General features: G+C 65.4%; 3 protein-coding genes. All 3 read left to right on the forward strand.

What is annotated here, in order from left to right:
• Positions 1 to 20: 20 nt before the first annotated feature.
• Positions 21 to 161, forward strand: a complete 141-nt coding sequence (locus EN914_RS34430; RefSeq protein WP_245497918.1) for a transporter substrate-binding domain-containing protein — start codon at positions 21 to 23, stop codon at positions 159 to 161.
• Between the two features lie 79 nt (positions 162 to 240).
• Positions 241 to 957, forward strand: a complete 717-nt coding sequence (locus tag EN914_RS34435) for an amino acid ABC transporter ATP-binding protein (protein WP_032899517.1) — start codon at positions 241 to 243, stop codon at positions 955 to 957.
• A 145-nt stretch (positions 958 to 1,102) separates the two neighbouring features.
• Positions 1,103 to 1,615 (forward strand): alcohol dehydrogenase catalytic domain-containing protein, encoded by a 513-nt coding sequence (locus tag EN914_RS34440; protein WP_024504870.1) that lies wholly within the window; start codon positions 1,103 to 1,105, stop codon positions 1,613 to 1,615.
• The last annotated feature ends 105 nt before the right edge of the window (positions 1,616 to 1,720 follow it).

Consider the following 1,720-nt stretch of genomic DNA (forward strand, 5'->3'; position numbering starts at 1 on the left):
AGCAGGCGCAGGGTATCGTCGTGCGCAAGGACTCGCCCGAGCTGCTTGCCGCCGTCAACGACTTCCTGAACGGGAAGAAGAAGGACGGAAGCCTGGGCAAGCTGCACGAGCAATGGATGAAGGCGCCGTTGCCGGACTTCATCGAAAACGCCGAGAAGTAGGTTCAGGCACGGCCGGCCGCAGGGAGATGTCCACGTGAGTTCAGAACAGGCGAACGCAACCGTCTCGCTCGCGGTGAGCATGGAAAACGTCGAGAAATACTACGGCGCTTTCCATGCGCTGAAGGCCGTCAACCTGACGGTCCGCACAGGCGAGCGAATCGTCCTTTGCGGCCCGTCCGGCTCGGGCAAGTCGACGCTCATCCGCTGCATCAACCAGCTCGAGCAGGTCCGCAGCGGCAGGATCGTCGTCGACGGCATCGAACTCACCGCGGGGCCGAAGAACGTCGAGGCGGTGCGCCGCAACGTCGGCATGGTGTTCCAGCAGTTCAACCTGTTCCCGCACATGACGGTGCTCGAAAACTGCACGCTAGCGCCCATGAAGGTTTCCGGCATCGCCAAGGCGAAGGCGGAGGAGACCGCGCGCAAATACCTCGCCCGCGTGCGCATTCCCGAACAGGCCCACAAATATCCCGCCCAGCTTTCGGGCGGCCAGCAGCAGCGCGTGGCGATCGCGCGCGCGCTCTGCATGAATCCCAGGATCATGCTGTTCGACGAGCCGACCTCCTCGCTCGACCCGGAGATGGTCAAGGAAGTCCTCGACACCATGATCGAACTGGCCAACGAAGGCATGACCATGCTCTGCGTCACCCACGAGATGGGCTTCGCCCGCCAGGTCGCCGACCGCGTCATCTTCATGGACCAGGGCGAGATCGTCGAGATGGGCGAGCCGGGCACCTTCTTCGACAATCCGAGGGAAGCCCGCAGCAAGGCGTTCCTCAGCCAGATCAGCCATTGAACATGGCGTGCGCCCTGTACTGAAGCGGCGACGGCAGATGCTGCCGGATACCAGGATTTGAACATCATGCGCGCCGTGGTTCTGCATGCCGAGAGAAGACCTGCGCGTCGAGGAAAGGGCCAGGCCCGAACCTGGCCCCTAACAGGTGCTGGTGCGGATCGCCAATGGCGGCATCTGCGGCTCCGACCTGCATTGTTACAACCATGGCGGCTTCGGGCCGGTCCGAGTGCGCGAGCCGATGATCCTCGATCACGAGATTTCCGGGCATGTCGCGGCGCTCGGCGCCGGTGTCGTGGGAGTGCAGTTGGGCGCGATGGTCGCCGTCAGTCCGTCGTCGCCCTGCGGCCCTTGCGGCTTCTGCCGCAGCGGCCAGCCGATCCACTGTTCCGACATGTGCTTCCTCGGCAGCGCGATGCGCACGCCGCTCGTGCAGGGCGGGTTTGCCGACTACATCGTCTGCGACGCCGCCAAGGCCGTCGCCATGGCTGCCGGCGTCGACGCCGCGATCGGCCTCCTCCTCCTGCTTTCGGCGCGACTGGCGCGCGCGAAGTGGTGGTCACCGACATCCTCGACAAGCCGCTCGCCCTCGCCCCTTCGCTCGGCGCCGACCATACGGTCAACGTCGGGCGGTCGGGCCGGATGCGCTGGCCGGCTATGAGTCCAACAAGGGCTATTCGACGTCGTCTTCGAGGTCGCCGGCCAGTCGCTGACCATCGCCCGGGCACTGCGCGCGACACAGCCGCGCAGCACCATCGTGCTCGTC

The organism is Mesorhizobium sp. M7A.F.Ca.CA.001.08.2.1 (assembly GCF_003998455.1).
Classification (GTDB): Bacteria; Pseudomonadota; Alphaproteobacteria; order Rhizobiales; family Rhizobiaceae; genus Mesorhizobium; species Mesorhizobium ciceri.